Raw genomic sequence first — 23,243 nt, 5'->3', positions numbered from 1 at the left:
GGTAAGCTCTAAAGATAGCGTTTTTTCCCGAAAAAACGCTATTGCGGGTCTACGTCTACGACGATGTCGACCGGCCGGAATTCCGGCACGGCATGCAACCGATCGAAAAGTCCGGACAACTCTTTTTTCACGGCGGCGACCGGCAACTGCTTTTCGATTTTCAATAGGAACTGCAACCGGAATTGTCCGCGTATCCGATCTACTGCGGGCGGTTCGGGGCCGAGCAGCCGGCGGCCGAACCGGGTGCGCGCTTCCGTCCCGAACGCCGCAGCCGCTTTCCATAGCAAAGCGTGATCGCGATGGCGCAGCAGGACGGCGATCAACCGGCAGAAGGGCGGGTAAAAAAAGGCGCGGCGTTCGGCCAGTTGCGAGCGGATCATCGCATCGTAGTCGCTGTCGCGCGCCTGCCGAACGACCGGGTGTTCGGGCTGGGCGGTCTGGATAACGACCGTTCCCTGCTCTTCGCGGCGTCCGGCGCGTCCGCCGACCTGCATCATCATCTGGAAAGCCCGCTCCCCGGCCCTGAAATCCGGGTAATTCAGCATGTTGTCGGCGTTCAGGATGCCGACCAACGCGACGCCGCCGAAATCGAACCCTTTCGTGATGATTTGCGTCCCGACCAGGATGTCCGTTTTACGCTGTTCGAACGAAGCGATGATGCGCCGGTAGTTGCGCGACGAACGCGCGGTGTCGGCGTCGAGCCGTTCGATCGCGGCCTGCGGAAAGATCGCCGCCAGTTCCTCTTCGATTTTTTCGGTGCCGAAGCCTTGCGGAAGCAGTTCGCCGGTTCCGCACGACGGACAGGTTTTCGGGATCGGCATGTGGTAGCCGCAGTAGTGGCAGCGCAGCGTTCCGTCGTTTTTATGGTAGGTCAGCGAAACGTTGCAGTCGGGGCAGACGCCCGTCCAGCCGCAATGCCCGCACTCGACATACGGCGAGAATCCCCGCCGGTTCTGGAACAGCATTGCCTGACGACCCCGTTGCAGCGTCCGGTCGATCTGATCGAGCAGGATTTTGTTGAAATGCGAGTACTTTTCGCCGCGTTTGGCGGCGCGCAGCGTGTCCGACACGATCACCTGCGGCAGCGTGACTCCGCCGTAGCGTTCCGAGAGCACGATGTGTCCGTATTTGCCGGTTACCGCATTGTGGAACGATTCGGCGCAGGGCGTCGCGCTGCCGAGCAGCACTTTGGCGCCGCAGACGGATGCCAGCACCACGGCGGTGTCGCGGCCGTGGTAGCGAGGGGCCGAGTCGGTCTGCTTGAAGCTGGTGTCGTGCTCCTCGTCGACGATTACCAGCGACAGGTTGCGCAGCGGCAGCAGTACCGACGAGCGCACGCCGATCACGATCCGTCCGCCGTCGCAGCGCAGCAGTTCGTGGTAGACGGCGGCTCGGCGGTTGTCGCTCAGCCGCGAATGGTAGACCGTGACGGCTTTTCCGAAATAGCTTTCCATGCGCCGGATCAGTTGTGCGGTCAACGCGATTTCGGGCAGCATGTACAGCACGTTGTGCCCGGCTGCCAGCGCTTCGGCCATCAGCCGGATGTAGATTTCGGTCTTGCCGCTGCCGGTTACCCCGTGCAGCAGGACGACCTCTTTCTCCGAAAAACAGGTTTTGATCCGCTCGTAGGCCGCCGTTTGCGCTGCCGAAAGTTCGGGCAGTTTGTCTGGCGCGGCGGGCGCGTCCGATGCCGGGATTTCGGTATCGGCGATCCGGATAAATCCTTTTTCGGCCAACGCTTTGAGGATCGCGGTCGGAGCCGAAAGCCGTTTGCGCGGAATTTCGATCGGTGCGCCGAAGTCGGGATTCCCGGTTTTTTCGAGGTATTCCAGCAGGGCTTTGTACTGGGATTTCGCGCGCGACAGGGAATCCAGCGCGACGTGCAGCCGTTCCTCATTGCGGATGTCCGGATGCAGCGAAACGACCGTTTGCCGCGGCTGCATGTAGCCGCGGCCGAACGTCTCGTCCTCCGAAAAACCGTCGGATTTCAGGCCGGCCGGCAGCGCCGCCCGCAGTACCATTCCCAACGGACACATGTAATATTCCGACAGCCAATGCCACAGCCGCAGTTGTTCCGCCGTGGCGACGGGTTCCGCGTCCGCGATCCGCCCGACCGGTTTGATCCGGTCGAAAGGCGGCCGCTGGCCGTGCAGCCGGTCGACGATCCCGGTGTAGTATTTCCGGGCTCCCAGTTGGACGATCACCCGGCAGCCCGGCACGATCTGCCGCAGCATCGCGTCCGGGACGGCGAAAGTCATGGCCGGCGCGGCCAGAGGCAGGATCACGTCGGCGTAGCGGTCGGCCGTCGCGGGAGATTTGTCGGGTCGTTTTTCCAAAGAAGGATGTTTTTCGACAAAAATAGCGTTTTTTCGGGATTGTTTCCGGGTGAAGCCGGTCGTCGCGGCAAATTCTTCCGGCGGCTGCTCCGGACGGGCGGCAAGTGCAAAAAACTGTTGGCAGATCGAAAAATCTTGCCGATCTTTGTTAATCGGATCGCCGTCGCTCGGGTTGCGCGGCGGGAAACCGAAATAACGATGGAATATGAATGCGGATTTCTCGAAGACGGCTGTTTTAAAGACTATTAAAGAATATACGTTGATTTCGATCGGTCTGGTGATGTATTCTTTCGCATGGACCGGCATCCTGATTCCGGCCGATGTGATGGGAGGCGGAATCAACGGCGTGGGCCTGCTGATCTATTATGCGACCGGCGGGACGAACGGCGGCGTGCCGCTGGGGCTTTCGTTCCTGGTGCTGAACTCGGTGCTGGTGGCGGTCAGTTCGGTGTTGGTCGGGCTGCGGTTCGGCGCGAAGACGATCTATGCGATCGTTTTCATTTCGGCGGCGATGTCGGTGATGCAGGGGTTGATACCGAACAATCTACTCGGACTCGGCAACGACAAGCTGCTATCGGTAATTCTCGGAGGGGCCGTGGCGGGCGGCGGTATCGGCATCTGTTTCACGCAGGGCGGCAGCACCGGCGGCACGGATATCATCGCGATGATCGTCAACCGTTACAAGACGATCAGTTACGGACGGATCATCATGCTGTGCGACCTGCTGATCATCGGCTGTTCGATTTTCATATTCAAGAATATTACGGCCGCCATTTACGGTTACGTGATGGTGGCCGTCAACGGGTATACGATCGACGCCGTGATGGCCGGCAACCGGCAGTCGACGCAGGTGCTGATCGTGTCGAAAAAATACGAAGAGATCGCCCGGCTGATTTTCAGCGAGATGCGTAGGGGCGTGACGTTGCTCGACGGCGAAGGGTGGTACACGAAGCAGCCGACGAAAGTGGTGATGGTGGTTTGCCGCAAATACGAAACGGGAACGCTGTTCAAACTGATTAAACGGGTCGATCCGGAGGCCTTTATGACGGTCGGCAACGTGATGGGCGTTTACGGTCATGGCTTCGAAGCGTTGAAAAAATAGGTTAGAGATTTCGGAAAATTTATGCCGGAACGTTATCATATCGGAATGAAAATAAAAGAGAGCGGCGTCGCGTTGTCGCACATCGTCGAGATCGGAGAGAATCTGGCGGCTCTGAGCGCCCGTACCGGGGCGGAATACCTGCGGCTGAACCGGGGGATCAATTCGGTGGTAAATATCGACCTGCGGGAGGTGATCGCCGGGATCGACTTCAATACGGCGCAGATGCAAACCTATCCGCCGGGGCGCGGTTTTGCGGCGTTGCGAGACGCGATCAATGCGGAGTACTTCGGCGGCGAATCGTCGCGTGACAACCTGCTGATTGTGCCGGGGGCGATGAACGGACTCGACCTGCTGGCGCAAAGCGTCGACATCGAGCGGCTGTATCTGCCGGTTTATTACTGGGGGTGCTATTTCAAATTGCTGACCATCCGGGGCGTGCAACGCGCCGAATACCCGTCGCTCGACAGACTCGAGTCGATGATCCCGCGACTGACCGGCTGCGGCGTGCTGATCTGCGATCCGGGCAATCCGCTGGGACAAAAGTACGACGACGCCCGTTTGTTGGCGTTGCTGCGCAAATTGGACGCCGCCGGCGTAACCGTCTTTTTCGACAGCCCCTACCGCCGGGTTTTCCGCGACGCGACGGACACGTTCTACCGCGAAATACGCCCGTTGCGCAACGTGGCGATCGTCGAGAGTTTCAGCAAGTCGATGGGGCTCAGCGGGCAGCGGATCGGGTTTATCCATACGACCGATCCGGGACTGTACGCCGAACTCGAAAAGCGGACGATGTACACGAACAACGGCGTCAACGCGTTCGCGCAGACGCTCGTGCTGCGCTTGCTTACGACGCCCGAAGGACGGCGCGCCGTCGCGGATTTCAAAGCGGCGACCGTGCGGGACATCGGGCTGAATATCGCTTACCTGAAAGAAAACGGCCTGCTGGCCACGGAATTTTACCGCGAGTCGATGCCGGTCGGCATTTTCGCGATCGTCGACCGCAGCGAGAAGGAACTGCTCGAACACCGCATCGGCAGCGTGTCGCTGGACTTTTTTACGCGCGACGCGGCGTTGGCCGGTTACGCGTCGAGGTTCAGCCGGATTTGCGTATCGGTTCCGCATACGAAGTTCCGCGAATTTTTCGATCCGCTCGTCCGCCGATGATATTTCGGCCTCTTCGGCTGATTAATGGGGCTGCGGCGAACCGTTTTTGACGAAAAATTCATAACTTTGTACGGAATATTGATTTTTGACCTTTACGATGAAAAAGTTTAAACGCTATCTTGTCACATCGGCGCTCCCGTATGCCAACGGGCCGGTGCATATCGGACACCTTGCGGGGGTATACATTCCGTCGGATATTTATGTGAGGTACCTGCGCCTGCGGGGCGCGGACGTGATCTCCGTATGCGGTTCCGACGAGCACGGCGTGCCCATCACGATCAAGGCGCGCCAGGAGGGAGTCAAGCCGCAGGATATCGTTGACAAGTACCATAATATCATCAAGAACGCTTTCAAAGGACTCGGCATGTCGTTCGACATCTATTCGCGGACGACTTCGCCCACGCACCATAAAACCGCGTCGGATTTTTTCCGCGCGCTGTACGACAAAGGAGAGTTCATCGAAAAGACCACGATGCAGTATTACGACGAGGAGGCCGGGCAGTTTCTGGCCGACCGCTACATCGTCGGCACCTGCCCGCACTGTCAGAACGACCGCGCATACGGCGATCAGTGCGAGAAGTGCGGCAGTACGCTGAGCGCGACCGACCTGATCGATCCGCACAGCGCCATTACCGGGTCGGTTCCGGTGATGCGCGAGACGACGCACTGGTTCCTGCCGCTGGACAAGCACGAGGAGTTTCTGCGCAAATGGATACTCGAAGAGCATAAGGAGTGGAAGGTCAACGTGTACGGGCAGTGCAAAAGCTGGCTCGATTTGGGATTGCAGCCCCGCGCGGTGAGCCGCGACCTGGATTGGGGGATTCCCGTTCCGGTCAAGGGTGCCGAGGGGAAGGTGCTGTACGTGTGGTTCGACGCGCCGATCGGTTACATCTCGGCGACCAAGGATCTGACGCCCGACTGGGAAAAATACTGGAAGGACGAGGACACCAAGATGGTGCATTTCATCGGCAAGGACAACATCGTTTTCCACTGCATCGTGTTCCCGTCGATGCTGCGCGCGCACGGCGGTTATATCTTGCCGGAGAACGTGCCGGCCAACGAGTTCCTGAATCTGGAGGGAGAAAAGATCTCGACGTCGCGGAACTGGGCGGTGTGGCTGCACGAATACCTCGAAGAGTTTCCGGGCAAGGAAGACGTGCTGCGCTACGTGTTGTGCGCCAATGCGCCGGAAACCAAGGACAACGATTTCACGTGGAAGGATTTCCAGACGCGCAACAACAACGAGTTGGTGGCCGTGCTCGGCAACTTCGTCAACCGCGCGCTGGTGCTGACGCAAAAATATTACGACGGGAAGGTTCCCGCCTGCGGCGAATTGACCGATTACGACCGCGATATCCTCGGCGAACTGCCGCAGATCAAAAAGGCGCTCGAAGAGAATATCGAGAATTACCGTTTCCGCGAAGCGCTCAAAGAGGCGATGAACATCGCCCGTCTGGGGAATAAATACCTGGCCGATACGGAGCCTTGGAAGTTGTATAAGACCGATCCGCAACGCGTGCAGACGATCCTGAACGTTTCGTTGCAGATCACCGCGTCGCTCGCGATCGCCGTCGAGCCGTTCATGCCTTTTACTGCGGAGAAGATCCTGAGGCTGCTCGACGTCGAAAAGTTCGGCTGGGATCAGCTCGGAGATACGGCCCTATTGAAGCCCGGACACCGGATCGGGACGCCCGCCTTGCTGTTCGAGAAAATCGAAGACAGCGTGATCGAGGCGCAGCTCGAAAAGCTGGCCGCTACGAAACGGGCCAACCTCGCAAAGGAGGCCGGCAAGAAGGTCGAACCGCAGAAAGAGAGCATTGCGTTCGACGATTTCGGAAAGATGGATATCCGCGTGGCGACGATCATCGCCGCCGAAAAGATAGCCAAGACGAAAAAGCTGCTGAAGCTGACTATCGATACCGGGATCGACAAACGGACGATCGTGTCGGGCATCGCCGAGCACTATACTCCCGAATCGCTTGTCGGACGGCAGGTGCAGGTGCTGATCAACCTGGAGCCGCGCGAACTCAAAGGCGTGCTGTCCGAGGGGATGATCCTGATGGCGCAGGACGCTACCGGAAAGCTGGTGCTGCTGTCTCCTGCCGAGCCGGTCGGCAACGGCACGATGGTGGGGTAGCGGGAATAAAAACGGATTTGTGACGATTGAATAAAAATAGAGTTATGGACTTAGATTGGAAAAACCTATCTTTTGGGTACATCAAGACAGACTATAACATACGGAGTTATTTCCGCGACGGAGCCTGGACAACGCCCGAACTGACAACTGAGGAAACGGTCACGATGCATATGGCCGCGACCTGCCTGCACTACGGGCAGGAGGCTTTCGAAGGACAGAAAGCATTTCGCGGCGCCGACGGCGTGATCCGTATCTTCCGTCCCGAAGAGAATGCTAAACGGATGCGCTCCTCGGCCGAATACCTGAAAATGGCTCTGCCGCCGGTCGATATGTTCGTCGATATGATGAAGCGGGTGGTTAAGGCCAACGAACGTTTCGTCCCTCCCTACGGGACAGGCGCTTCGCTGTATATCCGCCCCGTGCTGTTCGGCACCGGCCCGCAGGTCGGCGTAAAGCCCGCCGGGGAATATCTGCTGATCGTTTTCGTTACTCCGGTAGGTCCTTACTATAAGGAAGGGTTCAATCCGATCAAGGTGTTGATCGACCGCGACCACGATCGCGCCGCTCCGCTCGGAACGGGGCACGTGAAGGCCGGCGGGAACTACGCGGCGAGCCTGACTTCGGCCGAGATCGGGCATGAAAAAGGATATCCGAGCGTGCTGTATCTGGATGCAAAGGAGAAAAAGCACATCGACGAATGCGGCGCGGCCAACTTTTTCGGCATCCGCGACGGCGTTTACATTACGCCCAAATCCCATTCGGTGCTGCCGTCGATCACGAACATGAGTTTGATGACGCTGGCCGCGGAGATGGGGCTGAAAGTCGAACAGCGTCCGGTCGATTACGACGAGCTCGGGACGTTCGACGAGGCCGGATCGTGCGGTACGGCGGCCGTTCTGTCACCGATCGGCAGCATTTACGATCCGCAGACCGGACATACTTTCGTTTACAACGACGGCAAGCCGGGCAAATGGAGCGAAAAGTTGTACCACCGACTGCGTGCGATCCAGTATGCCGAGGAACCCGATACGTACGGGTGGATGGCTGCGTTGTAAGGATTCGTTTTTGAAAAACAGGGAACTGCGGACGGGGAATCCCGCTCCGCAGTTTTTAATCCGGGTACGATGACCGAAAAGGAACTGGCCGCCGAACTGAAAGGCAATTTTACCAAAGGGTTTGCCGGGCGTTACGGGAAATTGATTGCGGAAAACGATCTTTTCGGGTTCGCGCTGAACCTCGGACTCGATCGCGATCCGGCCGTCGCGTTTCATGCTTCGTATGCGTTGGAAAGGGCGTTTTTTATCGCGCCGGAGGCGTTCGGGCGGCATATCGGGCATTTCGTCCGGAATTACCTTGCGATCGTCAATCCGAGCGCGTGCCGTCATTATTCGAAGATGATGGCGTGGCTGCTCGACCGGAGGCGGATCGAACTGACCGACAGTCAGCGTCAACAGGTTGCCGAAGCGACGTTCGACCGGCTGATCGACCCGTCGGTGCGTCCGGCCGTAAAAGTGTGGTCGATGGAGATACTCGACAGCCTGTCGGCAGAATTGCCGTGGGTCGAAGAGCAGCTTTACGATACGATCTGTTGGCTAATGCGCGACGACGGTCCGGCGCTGCGGAACCGGGGGACGAAAATCTGCCGCCGCATCCGTGCGCGACGGAAGACTACGCGACGGTGATTGTCGTTTATTCCCGTTTTTTATATCTTTAGGGCATCAATTACTTCGATTATGGCAAAGAAACTGACCGTAGCGCTGATCTACGATTTCGACGGCACGCTTTCGCCGGGCAACATGCAGGAGTACGACTTTATTCCGGCGATCGGCAAAAGCAACCGCGAGTTCTGGGAGGAGAGCAACGAAACCGCCCGCGAACAGGACGGCGACCCGATCCTCGCCTATATGTACCGGATGCTGCACGAAGCCAAGAGTTCCGGCATTTCGCTGCGTCGCGAGTCGTTCGCCCGGTCGGGACAGAATATCGAACTGTACGAGGGCGTTCGCGAGTGGTTCCCGCGGATCAACGCCTATGCCGCCGAACGCGGCATCCAACTGCAGCATTACATCAATTCGTCGGGCCTGCGCGAGATGATCGAAGGGACCCCGATCGCCAAGGAATTCCGGAAGATTTACGCCTGTTCGTTCCTTTACGATATCGACGGCGTGGCTTACTGGCCGGCCGTGGCGGTCAACTACACCAATAAAACGCAGTTCATCTTCAAGATCAACAAAGGGATCGAAAGCGTGTACGACAGCCGGCGGATCAACGAGTATATCGAGGAGGAGCAGCGTCCGGTGCAGTTCCGTCACATGATTTATTTCGGCGACGGGACGACCGATATTCCGTGTATGAAACTGGTCAAACAGCAGGGAGGACATTCGATCGCCGTCTACAATCCCCGTTCGCGCCAGAAACGCATGGAGATGATGGAACTGATCCGCGATAACCGCGTCAGCTATATCTGCGCTGCCGATTACAGTCCCGATAAGGAGATCGACTGTCTCGTCAGGACGATCATCGACAAGATCGAAGCCGACCACAAGTTGAGCAAATTCTATAAAAAGTAATTTGTATTTTTAAAAGCTATGAAAATTATTTTTGCTACCAATAACCGTCATAAGCTGACCGAAGCGCAGGAGATTCTCGGCAGTGGTTATCAGTTGGTAACGCCTTGCGATCTGGGTATTACCGAGGATATACCGGAAGAGCAGCCGACTCTGGAGGGAAATGCTTTTCAGAAGGCCCGCTACCTGTACGACCGCACCGGGCTGGACTGTTTCGCCGACGATACCGGTTTGGAAGTCGATGCGCTCGGCGGCGCGCCGGGGGTTCGTTCGGCCCGTTATGCCGGGGAGGGCAGAAATTCGTCCGACAACGTGGCGCTGCTGCTCGAAAACCTTTCGGGACAGGCCGACCGAAAGGCCCGGTTCCGCACGGTGATCGCGCTGATCTTCGGAGGAAAGGAATATCAGTTCGACGGGGTGGTCGACGGTACGATCACGGATACGCCGCACGGCGGGGGAGGATTCGGTTACGATCCGGTTTTCGTTCCGGACGGTTACGACGTCACGTTCGCGGAGATGGATTCTGAAGCCAAAAACGCGATCAGTCACCGCGGCCGCGCCGTCGAAAAATTGGCGGCGTTTCTTTCGGGAGCGAAATAATGCGTACGTACAAAGCCCGCGGCGTGGTGCTGCATACGATCAAATACGGCGACAGTTCGATGGTCGCCTACCTGTTTACCGACTTGTTCGGGCGGATGAATTACATGATCCAGGGCGTGCACAGCAGCCGGGGGCGGGGCAACAAGGCGGCGCTGTTCCAGCCGATGTTCCTGGTCGAATTCGAAGGGATCGAGCAGCCGCAGGCGCGGATGCATCGCATGAAGGAGGTGCGCAGCCTGACGCCGCTTTCGAGCCTGCCGTTCGACGTCCGCAAGAGCACCATTTCGCTGTTTATGGCCGAGGTGCTGTACCGATTGATCCGCGAGTCGGAGGCCAACGAACCGCTGTTCGATTTCGTCTGTCGGTCGGTCGTGCAGTTGGATCGGATGACCGAAGGGATTTCCAATTTTCACCTGTGGTTCCTCGTGCAACTTTCCGCCTACCTCGGATTCTATCCGGGCAACGAGCCGATCCCGAACGGTTATTTCGATATCCGGGGCGGCGTGTTTACGCCGTCCGTTCCGGCGCATCGGATCTGCATGGACGCTTCCTGTTCCGGCTTGCTCGGCGATCTGATGGATTGCGAAGCCGACCGGCTCGGTAGCCTGCCGTTGTCGCGGACGCAGCGTTCCGCTTTTATGGAGTCGATGCTGCTGTTTTTCGGTTATCATCTGGACGCTATCCGTACCGTCCGGTCGGTGTCGATTTTGCGTGAGATTTTTTGAGACTTGTCCGCGGCGGGCGCTCGTTTGGCTTGCGACCGATCGACGGTCGGGATGGCGTTTGCGACCGGATCGATCGAGCCGCGGGGGCGGCAGGAACCGTTTATTTTGCCGGATAGTCGGCGCCGTTTTTCAGCATACTCCCGGCGCCAAGGAAAATCTGCTGTCTTCGAAAACCGCCTGAAATCTGAAAATTATAGGACGCGTTATTCTTTTTATCGGATTTGCGGCCGGCTTACGTGTAGTTCGGGATGCTGTGAATCTTCCGGTACGGTTCGTTGAATCAAAAGATTTCGACGGCGATGGTTCGCCGGGAGCGGAGAGGCGTTGCAGTAACGAGGCCCGCTGCCCCGACCGGGCCTTATTTCGATAAAAAAGAGGAACGGGTCGATTATCGACCCGTTCCTCTTTTTATAAGAAAACGTCCGGAAAACCGGCTGTTCCTATGCAGTCGTCGATCGCCGCGATTAGCAGCGGAACGCTTTTTTCAGTTTATCGACGGCATCCAGTTTCTCCCATGCGAAAAATTCGATCTCTTTGCTCACTTCTTTTCCTTTTTCGAAAAGGGTTACTTTTTGCGTATAAGGACGGTTGCCGAAGTGTCCGTACGAAGCGGTCGCTTCGAAGATCGGGTTGCGGAGTCCGAATTCGCGGACGATGGCCGCAGGCCGCAGGTCGAACAAGTCGTTGATTTTCGCGGCGATCTGCCCGTCGGTCATTTTCACTTTCGAAGTTCCGTTCGTGTTGACGTAGACGCTCAGCGGTTGTGCGATTCCGATCGCGTAGGACAGTTGTACGAGCACTTCGTCGGCGATACCGGCCGCTACGAGGTTTTTGGCGATGTGCCGGGCGGCGTAGGCTGCGCTGCGGTCGACCTTCGAACTGTCTTTGCCGGAGAATGCTCCGCCGCCGTGGGCTCCGCGTCCGCCATAGCTGTCGACGATGATTTTGCGGCCGGTCACTCCGGTATCCCCGTGCGGGCCGCCGATCACGAATTTGCCGGTCGGATTCACATGCAGGATGTAGTCGTCGCCGATCAGTTCGGCCAGGCAGTCGCCGGCTCGTTCCAGGCGGGCTTTGGTGCGCGGAATCAGGATGTTTTGGACATCTTCGCGGATTTTGGCGCACATCGCTTGTTCAGCGGCTTTTTCGCCGCCCGCTTCGGCGGCCGTAATGAATTCGTCGTGCTGGGTCGATACTACAATCGTATGCACGCGTTGCGGTTTGTTGTCGTCGCCGTATTCGATCGTAACCTGGCTCTTGGCGTCGGGTCGCAGGTAGGTCATCACCTTGCCTTCGCGGCGGATGGCGGCCAGTTCCTTCAGGATTACGTGCGACAGGATCAGCGTGGCGGGCATCAGCTCCTTGGTCTCCGAGCAGGCGTAACCGAACATGATTCCCTGGTCGCCGGCGCCCTGCTCCTCTTCGGTCTCGCGTACGACGCCCTGGTTGATATCGGGCGACTGTTCGTGGATCGCCGACAGCACGCCGCACGAATTGCCGTCGAAACGGTAATCGGCGTTCGTATAGCCGATCCGGTTGATCACGCGGCGCGCGACGTCTTGTACGTCCACGTACGCTTCCGAACGGACTTCACCGGCCACGACGACCAGCCCCGTGGTGCAGAGCGTTTCGCAGGCTACTTTCGAATTGGAATCGTGACGAAGAAATTCGTCGAGGATTGCATCGGAAATTTGATCCGAAACCTTGTCGGGATGTCCTTCGGACACCGATTCGGAGGTAAATAAAAATCCCATCTTTAAAATTTTTTAATGGTTTAAAATACTTTTAAACAATGGGAAAAACTCAGCTGTTGTAGATGAACACAAATACTATTTTAGCATTTTTTTCCGTGGTTGCAAGCGGCCAAATCTTTCCACAAATTCAGTAACGGCGGCAAAGGTAATAACATTTCGGATATTTGCCAAAAGTTTTCGGCGTATCGCTTTTGCGGAATAGTACGGCGTTGCGTTCGTTTTCGGCGTCCGTCGTCGTCAGAAAGGATAGCCTACGCCGAAATTCAGCGTCGTGTTCTGCATCCGGAAGTTCTGAATCCAGCGCTGTCCGGCCGCTTCGTTCGGGTTGTGCAGTTTGATGCCCCAGTCGATCCGGAATACGAAGAAACTGAAATCGAACCGCGCGCCGAGTCCGGTATTGAATCCCAGTTGTTTGTAGAATCGGTCGATCTTGAACTGCGATTCTTCGCCGTAGCCGCCCTGTCCGAGGAACCAGATGTTGCCGACATCGAAAAAGAGCGCGCCTTGCAAGATTCCCCAGACTGGAAAACGGGCTTCGAGATTCGTTTCGAGTTTGAAGTTCCCCAACTGGGTGGGATAGTCGCTGACCCAGCGCACTTCGTTGCCCGGGCCGAGCGTCCGGGCCAGCCAGCCGCGCATACTGTTGCTGCCGCCGCAGTAGAACAGCCGCTCGAACGGGATGGATGTCGAATTGCCGTAAGCGTATCCCCATCCGCCGTAGAAGCGATATACGAGACTGGTTTTCGGCCCCAATACGAATTTTCGCGCCAGGTTCAGATCGAACCGGAAATACTGGGCGTACCGGATACCGAACAGTTTGTAATACTCTTCCCCCGACGAACGGCCGAACAGGTGGCTCAGTCCGTCGATCAGGTTACCGTTCGTTTCGAAATTGAACCGTAACGCCAGCGAATTGCGTTCGGTGTTGATCTTCTGGTTGTTGAAGATATACGAGCCGGACAGTCCGGCGATCAGCTGCGATTCGTAGCTGTTCCGCAGGTAGGGATTCTGCAATTGTTCGAGGAAAGCCGTGTCGATCTGCCGCAGTTTCACCACGCTGATGTCCGCCGGCCGCAGGACGAAGGTGCTGTTTTTGCCGTTGCCCCACGTATAGCCCCAGACGCCGCTGGCCAGCGTACGATGGTAGTACGGGCGGCGCTGTACGCTGTAGGAGACTTCTACTTTCGTCCGCGGATTGAAGGCTCGGTTGTAGCGGTCGATTCGCAGCGGCGTGATGAAACGGGGAAACGAAAACGAGGTCGATACGCCTAATTCGAACGAGTTGCGCTTCTGTTTGACGCGCATGAATTCGTAGCCTCCGCGCACCTTGATGTCGAACAGTTCGACGCCGCGGAACAGGTTGCGGTTCTGGTAGCCCACCGTGGCGGCGATTCCGAAATAGTCGGCCGACGTGGTTCCTTCGAGTTCCAGCGAGTATCCCTGCCGCAGCGCAGGCGTACAGAAAATAGTGCAGTTCAGGTAGTGTTCGGTGCCGTACGAGGCTTCGCCGATGCCGGTGGAGTCCTGCGACTGCCCGATGTAGGTGATCCGGTTGTCCCGCAGCAGCGTATCGCCTTCCGCTTCCGAAAAGAGGATGCTGGCGCTTTTGTAATAGTCGAGCCGCATGATGTTTTCGTAAGTCCGTTTCACTTCGTCGGCATTATACAGGTAGTTCGGGTAGAGACTGATCGTTCGGCGCAGGATCTCCGCCCGCACTTTCGACCGGGTGTCGTAAACGATTTTCAGGCCTTTGTAGTCGAGCGTGTCGAGCCGGCTTTCGTAAAGAGAATCCGACACGGCTGCCGAGGGGTTGTAATCCGGATAGATATAGATGTTCCGGATGCGGTAAATTCGGTTGTCGTCGAGCGTCGCTTCGCCTTCGGCGGTATATCCGGCCATGTAGCGTTTTACGACCATCGTCAGGTTGACCGTGCGGTTGCCCGCCGTCGAGTCGGCTACATAACTGATGTTGTTGATCGAGAAGTTGTAATATCCCCGGTTTTTCAGGAATGAAGTGATCCGTACCCGTTCGTCGTCCAGCGTATTCGCATCGAAAATGTCGCCCGTATGCAGCAACGTCGAAATCGTGTCGCTGAAAATGATCGATTGCAGCGACCGGTCCCGGAAATCGTATCGGATGCTGCCGATCCGGTACGGTTCGCCTTGCCGGGCGAGGTAGGTGACTTTCGCTTTTTTGCCCGAAGTGTCGACCCGAAATGCCGTCGAAGCGTCCAGGAAGCCTTTGCCGTTCAGGTAAATTTTCATGCCTTCGGCCGAACGGGCCGTCAGTGTCGAGTCGAGCAGCACGGGTTCTTTGCCGATGCGGCGTTTGAAACGGTTCCACCAGTTCGTTTTGTCCGGGTCTGCCGAATTGTAAGCCCACAGATAGAAATTGGTTCCCAGGAAACGTTTGGTCGGATGCTGGCGGATGAATTGTTCCAATTCCGTCCGCGTCGCCCGTTCGTCCCGCGTCAGTTGTTTCTCCCGTTCGATCCGGACGTCGCTTTTGGACAGCAGGTATTGCCCGGACGGAATGTGCCGCGTCGCGCTGCATGCTGCGAGCAAGCAGCCGCAAACGACGACGACCGGCAGCCGCAGCCGCCTTTTTGCCGCCTCTGCAAACGAATCCGACCGGAATATCCTACTCACTCCGCCAACTATTTTACAAATTTGAAACGCACCCGTAGAACGCCGTCCGCGCAGTCGCTCGAGATCAGCCTGACCGGCGGGATCTCCGCCGTGTTCGATACGTGCGCCCCGATGCACGGACAGCTGTCGAAATCGCCGATATGGACAATGCGGACGGTGGTTGCGCCTTCCGGCAGCCGCGACAGGTTGTAACGGGCGGCGGCCTCTGCCGCGGTCAATATTTCGTCCCGCACGTCCGCGTGCGAGGCGATCTGTTCGTTGACCGTCCGTTCGATTCCGGTCAGCTCTTCGGGCGTCAGGTTGCGGTGAAAGCGGAAATCGCATTTCGATTTCTTCTTTTCGATATGGGTCGAAAAGGCCCGGCCGCACCCGAGCGTCCGGGCGATCGCCCCGTTGATCAGGTGCTCGGCCGAGTGCATCGGCTCGAAATAGTCTTTTCCGTTCGGAGTTTGTTCGATCTGATTCATCGTTATTTTAAAACCGATTTTACGAATTTGTCTTCGATGTAAAAAACGCCTTTCCGGGCTTCGAACCGAACCAGGCAGTACTCCGGGTCTTCGACTCCTCCCGGAAAATGTTTGATAAACCACTCTTGCCACATGATCTTTTTGACCGCAGGGTATTCGATCACTTCGGCCGTTCCGGTTAGTGCGACGCTGTCTCCGCGGTCGAAAAAAGAGATGCCGGCGCGCGGGTTCCGGCGCAGATGCGCCGTTTTGTCGGAGCTGGTGCCGGTGGCGAACCAGATCGTAAACGGTTTTTCGGCGCGTATTTTGACGACCGGAACGGGGCGCGGGAAACCCTTTTCGTCCAACGTCGCCACGGTAATCACTTCGCACCGTTGTAACAGCGCGAACGCTTTTTCGTGAATCGTTTCCATATCCGGTCGGTCTTACGGGTTCTTACTGGTTGAAGAACCCCTGTTTTTTCAGCATTTCGAAATATTTCCGCGAAAAAAGACGGTTGTCTTCGCCCTTGTAGCGACGTTCGGTGAAAATACGCGCCAGGTTCGGTAGGTCGTTCGCTTGCAGCAGGCCGGCCGTCTCTTCGGAAGCTTCCTTGTCGGCCCAGATCGCGTCGATCGCTTCGGGCGTGTAATCGTGGTAGCGTTCGCGGTGGATCACCCCTTCCAAGGGCAGGCGGTCGGTCGGCGGCGGCAGTTTGTCGGGGTAGCCCATCGTCACGGTAGTGACCGGGATCACCCCCTCGGGCAGGGCGAGCACCTCGGCGATCCGGTCGGCGTTGTAGGTCGTCGTGCCGAGGTAGCAGATGCCGAGCCCCTCCGACTCCGCTTCGAGACAGACGTTTTGCGAAGCGAGGATCGCGTCGATCGCGCCGTTGACGAACCAGACGAAATTGTCGTACTGCGGGTCGGCCCCCCGCTGGCGGCACCACAGCGAGAACCGGCGCACGTCGACGCAGAACGTCAGCACGATCGGGGCCTGAGTGACCATCGGTTGTCCGAAATGGCACGGCGACAGTTGTTCCCGGATCTGCGGGTCGGTCGTCACGATGATGCTGTATATCTGCATATTGCCTGTGTTGGAAGCCCTCGTGCCGGCTTCCAGAATCCGTTGCAGCAGGGCCTCGTCCACCGGATCCGGCTTGTAGCTGCGCACCGACCGATGCTCGAATATCGTTTTGATCATAGCTTTCTGTCTTTTTAACGGAAACGCGGATTCCGCATGAATTTATACAAATATCCGCTATTTTTTTGAAAGAGGAAAAGCTTTTTGAAAATTTCGCGATATTTGCACGGATAAGCCGGAAACGATATGAAACAAAAATTTTATAAATACCACGGAGCGGGCAATGATTTCGTGCTGATCGATAACCGTTCGGGCGGATTCGACGTTTCCCGCGCGCATGTGGCCGCCCTGTGCTGCCGCCGCACCGGGGTCGGCGCCGACGGGCTGATGCTGCTGGAAAACGATCCCCGGGAGTTGTTCAGGATGCGCTATTTCAATGCCGACGGCGGCGAATCGACCATGTGCGGCAACGGCGGCCGTTGCATCGTGTTGTTCGCCCATCATTTGGGGATCGGCGGATCGCGCAAGCGTTTTTCGGGGATCGACGGCGTGCACGATGCGCAAATCCTGTCGGCGGACGCGACGGCGGGCGAGATCCGGCTCGGCATGATCGACGTTCCGCGCGTGGAGAAATTCCCCGATCATTATTTTCTCGATACCGGTTCGCCGCACCATGTCGAATTCGTGCCGGATGTCCGGCGGGAGGACGTCGCCCGAAAAGGCGCAATGATACGCCGCAGCGATCCGTACGCCGCCGCCGGAGGGACGAACGTCAATTTCGTGGAGATCGTTTCGGACGGTCGTATCCGGGTGCGTACTTATGAGCGGGGCGTTGAGGCCGAGACGCTTGCCTGCGGAACCGGGGCCACGGCTTCGGCGCTGGCGGCTGCCGTGCGATCCGGAAGCGATTGCCGGAATTACCGGGTCGACGTCGAGGGCGGAGTCCTTTTCGTGTCTTTCGAACGGACAGGAGACGAGCGTTTTACGAATGTGACGCTTACCGGCCCGGCGCAAAAGGTGTTCGAAGGCTGCCTGGCGGAAAAATTTTAAACCCGAAGCGGTTGTTTTTTCAAAAAAAATCTCTATCATTGCAATCGTACAAAGGACGTGAATCCTGCGTACGAAGAACTGAAATCCATGTCAAACGTTTAAACCCTTACGTTTTCACGACCCATGAAATCGACCCATGTTTTCCGGAACAAGGCCCATGATTCCGAACCGGAAGATTCGTTAAAGCGAGCGGCCAAGCTCGAACCTATTAAAAAAAGCGGAAAAGAGAAGCGGGCGATTTACAGCCGACTCGACGAGGACGACGACGACGAGTTACTCTCTTTCAAGAAACGCGAATCGGTTCTCGACTATTTCGACGACGGCGAGGAAGAACAGGACGAACGATAAACGATCGTTTATAAATCGAATGAAACGGGAATGGCTGCCGCAGGGCGGCCATTTTTTACAAAATATCGAACAATCATGGAAAAATTCATCGTTGCCGCCGAAACGGCATTGCGCATCAGCGACTCGCAGCAGGGGGATACGACGCTCGTACTGCTGCACGGCTACCTGGAATCTCTCGAAGTGTGGGAGGATTTCACGAAATTGCTGACGCCCTACTACCGTGTGATCGCGATCGACATTCCCGGTCACGGCATCTCGGAGGTGCGGGGCGAGGTGCATAGCATGGAGTTCGTGGCCGATGTGCTGAAAGGGGTGCTCGACAAGCAGGGCGTCGCGCGCTGTTTCGTGGCCGGGCACTCGATGGGGGGATACGTCGCCGAAGCTTTTGCGGCCCGTTATCCCGAAATGTTGCAGGGGCTGATTTTGTTCCACTCGACGCCGAATGCCGATACCGATGCGAAAAAAGAGGACCGACGCCGCGAGATCGAACTGATCCGCAGCGATAAGAAAGAACTGATCGCATCGCTTTTCGCTCCGAAAGGTTTTGCCGAGGCGAACCGCAAGCGGCTTCGCGGGCGGATCGAACAATTGCAGGAGCTGATCTCGTCGACCGACGACGACGGCATTGTGGCGCTGCTGAACGGGATGATCGGCCGCAGCGATATGAACGACATGCTGCACGGTTTGAAAGTGCCGCAACTGTTCATATTCGGCCGGATGGACGAATTTATCCCGGTCGAACGGGCCGAAGCGCTGGTCGCCGCTCATCCGCAGGCCGAAGCGGCGTGGCTCGATCATTCGGGACACATGGGCTTTTTCGAAGAACCCGAGGCCGCCGCGGAAATCATTCGCGGATTTATCGATAGGCACGCGGCTTGCTGAATGTTTCCGGCGCAGCCGCGAGGTACGGGGAATAAAACGGATGCTTTCTATTCGGCTAAATAATCTTTTTGTTTCACATGCCGGTAGTATTGCTGTAGGCGCGCTTTCAGGTCGCGTTCGGCGGCTTCCAACGCGGGGGTGCGGATTCCCGAAATATCGTTTTTTTGCAGGGTGTCGCTGCGTAGGTAGGCCGACAGCGTCCGTTCTCCGTCGAAAAAGAGCACCAGCGAATCGGTAATGCCCTGGTAAGTTCCGCCCGCATAATTCGAAACCATCGGTTCGCGGTCGGTTTCGCGCAACACGTCCCGTCCGAAGGCGAAATAGGGCCGGTCGTAGCCGGTCAGCCCGAGCAGCGTCGGCATCAGATCGATTTGCTGGGCGACCGAACGGTTTACGCCGCGCAGCGATCCGTCCGGCGTGTAGATCAGGCAGACGATTTGCGTGTTGCCGGTCGGGGTCAGCGTTTTCGGGGCGAAGGTTTCCGACGATACGTGGTCGGCTACGAAGACGAAAATCGTATTTTCGTACCACGGTTCCCGGCTCGAAGTCTCCATGAAACGGCGCAGTGCGAGGTCGGTGTACGCCACGCCTTTGTGTACCTTGGTTTTTCCTTCCGGCAGCGTCGCGGCGTATTTTTCCGGAACGACGAACGGGTGGTGCGAACTGAGCGTGAAAGCCGATGCGAAAAACGGCTGAGGCGTTTCGGACAGCACGCGGCTCATGTACTGTAGGAACGGTTCGTCCCAGATGCCCCAGTAGCCGTCGAAATCGTCTGTGCCGCACCGTTTTTCATAATCCTCGCGGCTATAATAATCCTGTACGCCGGCCTGCGCCGCATAGGCGCCGAAACCCATCGAACCGCGTCCCGAACCGTTGAAGAACGACGTTTTGTATCCTTTTTCGGCCAGCAGTGCCGGCAGCGCCTTCATCGGGGCGAGCGCCTGAGGCATCAGTACGAACGGCGTCCGGTAAGAGGGGATCGACGACAGCACCGAGGGCAGCGCCTCGATCGATTTGTGTCCATTGGCGAATGCGTTCTGAAAATAGTATCCTTCGCGCATCAGCGAGTCGAGGAACGGAGTGTACCCGTGCCCGTCCGGATAGAGGTCGGGATTCAGCAGCGCCGAATGTTCGCTGCTGAAACTTTCCAGGATGAAAATGACGATATTGCGGTCGCCGAACGCAAGGGAGTCGCCCGCAGCGGCCTCCGGCCGGTGGATCGGGGTGTAAATGGCCTCGAGCGTCCGGTCGTCGAAGAATTCGGTGTACGCGATCGAGCGGTTGCCGAGCGTCCGCAGCATACAGAACGGGTTGCTGAGGATCAGGTTCGCCTTCGGACTCGACGCGGTATACAGCGTGGCGTTGCTGAGCGTGATCGGGCGCGTTTGTCGGCTGAATCCGCCCCGTATGCCCCCGATGGACAGTCCGACTGCGACCAGCAGCGCCGGCAGATGGATCAGCGCGTAGGCCGTGTTCGACCGGATCCGCGACGGAGCGACCCGGATGCGGCGGTAGGCCCAGACGAGGGCGGCGATCAATCCGGCGGCAAACAGCGCGACGTACCAGTTTTCGGCGAGCGCTTTCAGCAGTACGGTTCCGGTATTGTCGTTGTTGCCGAGGTAGGAGAGTTCGTCCGAGGTGAACCTTTTTTTCGCGTAGTGGTAATAGACGCCGTCCGAGACGTTGACGATCAGCGCGAGGGCGTTGGCGACGGAAAAAAGCCAGAACAACATCGTGCCGTACCACCGCCGTTCGCGCAGCCGCAGCGGTACGAGCGACAGCACGATGAACAGCGAGTTGACGTACAGGATCGACACCGTGTCGAACACCAGGCTGCCGTGTAGCAGTCCGGGCAGTTCGCTTGCCGCGAGCGGCCCGATTTCGGCCCGGTTCTGCAGGAAGAATACGATGCGGCACAACAGCCATGCCGCGTACAGCAGTCCCAGCCTCAGGACGAGCGCCAGCGCCGGGCAGAATCCGTCGAAATGCCTGCCGTTTTTCCGGTTCATTTTTTCGTGCGTTTTCCTTTGATGACGATTTCGGGTTTGCAGTAGACCGTCGAATGGGGCGGAACCGACTCGGTGAGCCATACGTTACCGCCGATCACCGTGTCGTGGCCGATCACCGTGTCGCCGCCGAGGATCGTGCTGCCGGCGTAGATGATCACGTTGTCCTCGATGGTCGGATGGCGCCGGACGCCCGAAAGCTCTTTGTCGACAAACGTGGCGCCCAGCGTGACGCCCTGGTAAATTTTGACGTTCCGCCCGATAACGGTCGTTTCGCCGATGACGATCCCGGTGCCGTGGTCGATGTAGAAGTTCGGCCCGATGGTGGCTCCCGGGTGGATGTCGATTCCGGTCTGGCTGTGCGCGTATTCCGAAATCACGCGCGGCAATACCGGTATTTTCAGTTTGTGCAGAACGTGCGACAGGCGGTACACCATCACGGCGTAGAATCCCGGATAGCACAAGATCACCTCTTCGGTGCAGTAGGCCGCCGGGTCGCAGTTTTTGTAAAGGTTGGCGTCCTGCATCAGCCGGGTGTATATCAGCGGGATTTCGCCGAAAAACCGTTCGGTGAGATGTTCGCAGCAACAGTCCATGTCGGCGCACAGCGGGCTGATGATCTCCAGGAAATCGTGCTGGAGATTCTCCCATTTCAGATCCATTTCCTTCAGCGAGATGTTCCTTTTGTCCCGTACCGGGAACAGCAGGTTGGTCAGCGTGTCGATGAAACGGCGCGTGGCCACCTGAGACGGAACTTCGCGGTAAAACACCTGCGTCATCTTGTGCAGGCGGGACGGGAAATTCTTGATTACGTCGGCCATAGTCTATCTGATTGCCCGATCGTACGGAGCGTCGGCCGGCCGACGGCCGGCTTCGTCCTCCGCGATCAGTTGTTGAATATACAGTTCGATATCTTTTTTCAGTTTTTTATACAGGAAACACTCCTTATACTGTTCGTTGTCGAGCAGTACCTCGCGCACGTTGCGCAACGAGTTGTTGTAATTGCTCAGTTCGTTTTTCAACGACACGCCCTGCTTGGTTCCCGAAGTGATCCGTTCGACGGTCATGTCCCGCAGCCGTTCGCAAACGGTGTGCAGAAGGATCAGCACCACGTTGTCCAGCAGCGTATGGCCCTGCATGAAAAAATAGACATTGTCGGTTTCGACGCCGAACTGCCGGATATGGTGCCCGAAAGCGGCCACTTCGCCGATCCAGGTCGGATGGTTGGCTTCCAACGTTCGGAGACGCTTTTCGACCTGACGGCCGAGCCAGTGCAGCGTTTCGGCGCCGTCGTCGCGCAAATCGAGGTAGTTGAGCCGGACGCTGCTGCGGAAGTCGAGCAACGAAAAGGCCTTTTCGCTTTTGCGGCGGGCGGAGTAGGCGTACCACAGGAACAACGGGTAGATCGTCCGCGAATAAGCGGTCATGAACTTTTCGAAGTTGAAGATCAGCGTATCGTTTTTGGTCGCTTTGACGCACACCTTATGCAGCGACGGGGGGTGGCACAGGAAATTTTCGGTCGCATAGGCGTAGGTGTGGAACAGCCTCGGGGTGTTGTTCACCAGCCGCGACTGGTCGTTGAAGTTTTTGAACAGGTAGTCGAAGTCGCTGTCCATGCACAGGATCGTATCCCGGTCGCGCTCGTCGATCATCGCCAGCAGGACTTTTTTGCCTTTTGCCAGGTCGTCGCGCAACGGGACGCTGATTTCGAACTTCAGCCGCTCGGTTTCGTAGTCGTCGAAGATGCTGCGCCAGAACGCCACGTCGTCGTACCCTTCGACGAACACGCGGATCAGCCGATACGCGCCGTTCGCGTAACGGGAAACCATCGGAACCGTTTTGACCGGTTCCTGGAGTCGTATTGCCTGCCGTTCTTTCCTGCGTTTTTTCATATTCGGGTTCGGTTTGGATAAAGGCCGATGCGTTACCGTTCTTCCGGCAGCGTCACCCGCACCACTTCGATCCCGACGCGCTGCAACAGGTCGAGACCGTCGGTCGAATGGTAGTCGTCGCAGTAGACTACGCGGCGGATACCGCTCTGAATAATCAGTTTCGAACATTCGATGCAGGGCGACGACGTGACGTACAGCGTCGAGCCTTCGCTGCTGTTGTTCGATTTGGCCACCTTGGTGATCGCGTTCGCTTCGGCGTGCAGAACGTAGGGTTTGGTCTTGCCGGCCTCGTCCTCGCAGATGTTCTCGAATCCGGCCGGCGTGCCGTTGTAACCGTCCGAGATGATCATCTTATTCTTGACCAGCAGGGCGCCTACCTGCCGGCGGACGCAGTAGGAGTTTTCGGCCCAGATCCGGGCCATTTTGATGTAACGAATGTCGAGCTGACGTTGTTTTTCTTCCTGGTATCCCATAAAAAGATGTCGTGTATGCCGTTTCAGTT

Annotated in this window: 21 protein-coding genes; 11 read left to right on the top strand and 10 right to left on the bottom strand. The window is 57.5% G+C overall.

The window, feature by feature from the left end; genetic code table 11:
- Window positions 1-38: 38 nt before the first annotated feature.
- Complete coding sequence (priA, locus tag C1A08_RS05270; protein ID WP_257937047.1) at window positions 39-2,336, bottom strand: replication restart helicase PriA; 2,298 nt, start codon at window positions 2,334-2,336, stop codon at window positions 39-41.
- Between the two features lie 259 nt (window positions 2,337-2,595).
- Between priA and C1A08_RS05260 the strand changes: the two genes are divergently transcribed.
- From C1A08_RS05260 to recO, 8 genes are all read left to right on the top strand, one after another.
- Complete coding sequence (locus C1A08_RS05260) at window positions 2,596-3,438, top strand: YitT family protein (RefSeq protein ID WP_306345971.1); 843 nt, start codon at window positions 2,596-2,598, stop codon at window positions 3,436-3,438.
- Between the two features lie 45 nt (window positions 3,439-3,483).
- On the top strand, window positions 3,484-4,602 hold the full coding sequence (locus C1A08_RS05255) for a pyridoxal phosphate-dependent aminotransferase (RefSeq protein ID WP_172970729.1): 1,119 nt from the start codon (window positions 3,484-3,486) through the stop codon (window positions 4,600-4,602).
- Between the two features lie 97 nt (window positions 4,603-4,699).
- Window positions 4,700-6,739 carry a methionine--tRNA ligase gene (gene metG / locus C1A08_RS05250; protein ID WP_101571872.1) on the top strand — a complete coding sequence of 680 codons (2,040 nt, stop codon included), beginning with the start codon at window positions 4,700-4,702 and terminating at the stop codon, window positions 6,737-6,739.
- Between the two features lie 44 nt (window positions 6,740-6,783).
- Window positions 6,784-7,794, top strand: a complete 1,011-nt coding sequence (locus C1A08_RS05245; protein ID WP_101571870.1) for a branched-chain amino acid aminotransferase — start codon at window positions 6,784-6,786, stop codon at window positions 7,792-7,794.
- A 69-nt stretch (window positions 7,795-7,863) separates the two neighbouring features.
- Window positions 7,864-8,421 carry a hypothetical protein gene (locus tag C1A08_RS05240; RefSeq protein ID WP_101571868.1) on the top strand — a complete coding sequence of 186 codons (558 nt, stop codon included), beginning with the start codon at window positions 7,864-7,866 and terminating at the stop codon, window positions 8,419-8,421.
- A 51-nt stretch (window positions 8,422-8,472) separates the two neighbouring features.
- Entirely contained in the window at window positions 8,473-9,309 is an 837-nt protein-coding gene (locus C1A08_RS05235; RefSeq protein ID WP_055202701.1) for an HAD family hydrolase, read from the top strand.
- Window positions 9,310-9,327: 18 nt separating this feature from the next.
- On the top strand, window positions 9,328-9,906 hold the full coding sequence (gene rdgB / locus C1A08_RS05230) for an RdgB/HAM1 family non-canonical purine NTP pyrophosphatase (protein ID WP_101571866.1): 579 nt from the start codon (window positions 9,328-9,330) through the stop codon (window positions 9,904-9,906).
- Window positions 9,906-10,631 carry a DNA repair protein RecO gene (gene recO / locus C1A08_RS05225; protein WP_101571864.1) on the top strand — a complete coding sequence of 242 codons (726 nt, stop codon included), beginning with the start codon at window positions 9,906-9,908 and terminating at the stop codon, window positions 10,629-10,631. Before rdgB ends, recO begins: the two co-directional genes overlap by 1 nt.
- Before the next feature lie 464 nt (window positions 10,632-11,095).
- On the opposite strand, the gene metK is transcribed toward recO, so the two are convergent.
- From metK to C1A08_RS05200, 5 genes are all read right to left on the bottom strand, one after another.
- Entirely contained in the window at window positions 11,096-12,385 is a 1,290-nt protein-coding gene (metK, locus tag C1A08_RS05220; protein WP_101571862.1) for a methionine adenosyltransferase, read from the bottom strand.
- Between the two features lie 237 nt (window positions 12,386-12,622).
- Entirely contained in the window at window positions 12,623-15,034 is a 2,412-nt protein-coding gene (gene tamL, locus C1A08_RS05215; protein WP_228385745.1) for a translocation and assembly module lipoprotein TamL, read from the bottom strand.
- A gap of 8 nt (window positions 15,035-15,042) precedes the next feature.
- A complete protein-coding gene (locus C1A08_RS05210; protein WP_055202694.1) occupies window positions 15,043-15,501 on the bottom strand; it encodes a hypothetical protein in 459 nt (152 codons plus the stop codon).
- A 2-nt stretch (window positions 15,502-15,503) separates the two neighbouring features.
- Window positions 15,504-15,914, bottom strand: coding sequence for a pyridoxamine 5'-phosphate oxidase family protein (locus tag C1A08_RS05205; protein ID WP_055202691.1), 411 nt, complete (start codon window positions 15,912-15,914; stop codon window positions 15,504-15,506).
- A gap of 22 nt (window positions 15,915-15,936) precedes the next feature.
- Window positions 15,937-16,683 carry a nitroreductase family protein gene (locus C1A08_RS05200; RefSeq protein ID WP_101571860.1) on the bottom strand — a complete coding sequence of 249 codons (747 nt, stop codon included), beginning with the start codon at window positions 16,681-16,683 and terminating at the stop codon, window positions 15,937-15,939.
- A gap of 126 nt (window positions 16,684-16,809) precedes the next feature.
- Here C1A08_RS05200 and dapF point away from each other — a divergent pair, with 126 nt between their 5' ends.
- The 3 genes from dapF (at window position 16,810) to C1A08_RS05185 (ending at window position 18,843) form a co-directional block, all read left to right on the top strand.
- The gene (gene dapF, locus C1A08_RS05195; RefSeq protein ID WP_101571858.1) at window positions 16,810-17,613 is read left to right on the top strand and encodes a diaminopimelate epimerase; all 804 of its coding nucleotides are present in this window, start codon (window positions 16,810-16,812) and stop codon (window positions 17,611-17,613) included.
- A 123-nt stretch (window positions 17,614-17,736) separates the two neighbouring features.
- A complete protein-coding gene (locus C1A08_RS05190; RefSeq protein ID WP_055202686.1) occupies window positions 17,737-17,961 on the top strand; it encodes a hypothetical protein in 225 nt (74 codons plus the stop codon).
- A 75-nt stretch (window positions 17,962-18,036) separates the two neighbouring features.
- Complete coding sequence (locus C1A08_RS05185; RefSeq protein WP_180951527.1) at window positions 18,037-18,843, top strand: alpha/beta fold hydrolase; 807 nt, start codon at window positions 18,037-18,039, stop codon at window positions 18,841-18,843.
- A gap of 47 nt (window positions 18,844-18,890) precedes the next feature.
- Here the strand turns inward: C1A08_RS05185 and C1A08_RS05180 are convergent, their stop codons facing one another.
- Genes C1A08_RS05180 through C1A08_RS05165 form a run of 4 tightly spaced genes read right to left on the bottom strand, consistent with a single transcriptional unit; the run spans window position 18,891 to window position 23,214 of the window.
- A complete protein-coding gene (locus C1A08_RS05180) occupies window positions 18,891-20,852 on the bottom strand; it encodes an LTA synthase family protein (RefSeq protein ID WP_101571856.1) in 1,962 nt (653 codons plus the stop codon).
- Window positions 20,849-21,670, bottom strand: coding sequence for a serine O-acetyltransferase EpsC (gene epsC / locus C1A08_RS05175; protein ID WP_055202682.1), 822 nt, complete (start codon window positions 21,668-21,670; stop codon window positions 20,849-20,851). Before epsC ends, C1A08_RS05180 begins: the two co-directional genes overlap by 4 nt.
- Before the next feature lie 3 nt (window positions 21,671-21,673).
- On the bottom strand, window positions 21,674-22,741 hold the full coding sequence (locus C1A08_RS05170) for a DUF4435 domain-containing protein (protein ID WP_101571855.1): 1,068 nt from the start codon (window positions 22,739-22,741) through the stop codon (window positions 21,674-21,676).
- Window positions 22,742-22,773: 32 nt separating this feature from the next.
- Complete coding sequence (locus tag C1A08_RS05165) at window positions 22,774-23,214, bottom strand: deoxycytidylate deaminase (RefSeq protein ID WP_055202678.1); 441 nt, start codon at window positions 23,212-23,214, stop codon at window positions 22,774-22,776.
- Window positions 23,215-23,243: the final 29 nt, after the last annotated feature.

The sequence above is a fragment of the Alistipes sp. cv1 genome, from assembly GCF_900240235.1.
Classification (GTDB): domain Bacteria; phylum Bacteroidota; class Bacteroidia; order Bacteroidales; family Rikenellaceae; genus Alistipes_A; species Alistipes_A hominis.
The sequence above is the reverse complement of the archived record's forward strand: the minus strand, read 5'-3'. Positions and strand labels throughout refer to the sequence as shown.

Bases quoted from the DNA above. Each gene is read 5' to 3' on its own strand.
- C1A08_RS05235 (WP_055202701.1), top strand. From the start codon at position 8,473: ATGGCAAAGAAACTGACCGTAGCGCTGATCTACGATTTCGACGGCACG.
- C1A08_RS05210 (WP_055202694.1), bottom strand. From the start codon at position 15,501: ATGAATCAGATCGAACAAACTCCGAACGGAAAAGACTATTTCGAGCCG.
- rdgB (WP_101571866.1), top strand. From the start codon at position 9,328: ATGAAAATTATTTTTGCTACCAATAACCGTCATAAGCTGACCGAAGCG.
- metK (WP_101571862.1), bottom strand. From the start codon at position 12,385: ATGGGATTTTTATTTACCTCCGAATCGGTGTCCGAAGGACATCCCGAC.
- C1A08_RS05180 (WP_101571856.1), bottom strand. From the start codon at position 20,852: ATGAACCGGAAAAACGGCAGGCATTTCGACGGATTCTGCCCGGCGCTG.
- C1A08_RS05205 (WP_055202691.1), bottom strand. From the start codon at position 15,914: ATGGAAACGATTCACGAAAAAGCGTTCGCGCTGTTACAACGGTGCGAA.
- C1A08_RS05200 (WP_101571860.1), bottom strand. From the start codon at position 16,683: ATGATCAAAACGATATTCGAGCATCGGTCGGTGCGCAGCTACAAGCCG.
- C1A08_RS05165 (WP_055202678.1), bottom strand. From the start codon at position 23,214: ATGGGATACCAGGAAGAAAAACAACGTCAGCTCGACATTCGTTACATC.
- C1A08_RS05255 (WP_172970729.1), top strand. From the start codon at position 3,484: ATGAAAATAAAAGAGAGCGGCGTCGCGTTGTCGCACATCGTCGAGATC.
- C1A08_RS05170 (WP_101571855.1), bottom strand. From the start codon at position 22,741: ATGAAAAAACGCAGGAAAGAACGGCAGGCAATACGACTCCAGGAACCG.
- recO (WP_101571864.1), top strand. From the start codon at position 9,906: ATGCGTACGTACAAAGCCCGCGGCGTGGTGCTGCATACGATCAAATAC.
- C1A08_RS05185 (WP_180951527.1), top strand. From the start codon at position 18,037: ATGGAAAAATTCATCGTTGCCGCCGAAACGGCATTGCGCATCAGCGAC.
- metG (WP_101571872.1), top strand. From the start codon at position 4,700: ATGAAAAAGTTTAAACGCTATCTTGTCACATCGGCGCTCCCGTATGCC.
- C1A08_RS05190 (WP_055202686.1), top strand. From the start codon at position 17,737: ATGAAATCGACCCATGTTTTCCGGAACAAGGCCCATGATTCCGAACCG.
- dapF (WP_101571858.1), top strand. From the start codon at position 16,810: ATGAAACAAAAATTTTATAAATACCACGGAGCGGGCAATGATTTCGTG.
- C1A08_RS05240 (WP_101571868.1), top strand. From the start codon at position 7,864: ATGACCGAAAAGGAACTGGCCGCCGAACTGAAAGGCAATTTTACCAAA.
- C1A08_RS05245 (WP_101571870.1), top strand. From the start codon at position 6,784: ATGGACTTAGATTGGAAAAACCTATCTTTTGGGTACATCAAGACAGAC.
- epsC (WP_055202682.1), bottom strand. From the start codon at position 21,670: ATGGCCGACGTAATCAAGAATTTCCCGTCCCGCCTGCACAAGATGACG.